At 33.6% G+C, this 1,714-nt stretch carries 1 pseudogene; it reads right to left on the bottom strand.

The window, feature by feature from the left end:
* Window positions 1-503 precede the first annotated feature (503 nt).
* A pseudogene (locus M3210_RS19805) lies at window positions 504-1,153 on the bottom strand (molybdopterin-dependent oxidoreductase).
* Window positions 1,154-1,714 lie beyond the last annotated feature (561 nt).

Below are 1,714 nucleotides of genomic sequence, written 5' to 3'. Positions count from 1 at the left end.
TATTTATGAAGCATTATAATGAAGAGCGTATTCAAGAAAAATTAGGCTACCAATCTCCAATAGAATTTCGTGGAATGGCAGCCTAAGAAGGTGTTTTATTATTGTCTCAAATTGCTATGTCAGTCTATTACAATGGCTTGTTTTTCTTTCTGCCTTAAATAAAGGTAAGTTAATCAAGTGTGCATGCTGTACACCTTAAGACAGTCGCATTATCCGAATGATTTACATTTAGGTCTGGACTAGGTATTCTATACAACATTCTCTTCTTTATTTAGCTTTCTATTCAATCTTAAATTTCATCAATTGCATTATAACCGTAACCTTTTCTATTCCAGAAAGGTAGGGTTGGTTGAGTTCTATCATAAGAATCAGTAGCTTTTGTCATAATCTTATATTCACCTTTGTCCAGTACAGTCCACTCATAAGACCAAGATTGCCACCCATAACCAGCATTTTTAGCTGACTCTAACATTGCATTTAGCCAAGTAATCCACCGTCGATACTTATCTCCAACTTTGTAATAAAGCCTTTACCTTCCAAGGAATCCCTTTAATCAAATGCTTACCATTATTTAAATTCTCCTTATCTAAAGGCTTTTGAATCGTCGAGTTTACATTTATTGTAGTAACAGGGTAGGCATCTTTATTATTTTCTTTATCAGGATAATACACATAATCGATTGTTTGAAATGGTCCTTTAAAATTAGAATCAATAACACTAATCTGCTTTATCCATTTAACAGACGCCATTGCATACCACTGTGGAACAATTAATCTTAGTGGATAACCATGTTTAAACGGAATTGGCTGGTTATTATATTCATAGGCAATAATGGTATCAGGATGGATAGCCTTCTCTATAGGCTGACTTCTAGCGTAGGTAAAAACCTCATTTAGATCGGTTCTTTCTCCAAAATCATATCCTTCTACGACAATTTCTTTTGATCCTTCCCTTATCCCGGAAAGTTCCAGCAGGGTTCGTAACGGTACACCCTTCCAATAGCCTTGGCTTATAGCACCTTTTCCCATTGTTCTCCAAATACTTTAGGTTCGAAAAGGTTACGTTTATCCCCTGAACATTCAAGGACAGCTAGTATTGTTTTTGAAGGTAATTGAAGAATGTCCTCCATGGAAAGCAATATTGGTGTTGACATGATCCCATTAATTGGGAGCCAATAGTTTGAGTAAGAAAGAGCTGGATAATTAAAGTGGTTTCTCTTATAAAATAAGTTATTATTTACAATCTCATTTTCTATAAATGAAATAGGTGTTTCCTGATTTTTACTGCCCCTTAACCTGCGATAAATTAAGGTTATTAGAACGTATTGAGGATAAGATCCAGACACTTGGTACAAGTACAAGAGCAGATACTAGAATGGAAAGGCAGTCATAAAATCCTCGTAGATAGGTTCATTGTTTACCACTCCTTTTCTAAGGATAAACAAACATGTTATATTGAATATTTTAAACACTCTAGTTAACATTATTAAACTATCCTATAAACTTATTATGGGGATAGTTTTTGGTTAAAAACGTTACAAGTCAAATGTAATCGGGGTTAATGAATTTGTGAAATGTTGTATTTAAACTAAACCAGCTAATAGTTGTCAATATTTTTCTCTAAAAAAATTAATTCTCTCATGATATACTAAAATTACGTATGCCAAATAACCCTCCACTACATAGTGATTGGAAGGTTTTGTTATATTTAGTTA

Source organism: Oceanobacillus luteolus, from assembly GCF_023715655.1.
GTDB lineage: Bacteria > Bacillota > Bacilli > Bacillales > Amphibacillaceae > Oceanobacillus > Oceanobacillus luteolus.
The sequence above is the reverse complement of the archived record's forward strand: the minus strand, read 5'-3'. Positions and strand labels throughout refer to the sequence as shown.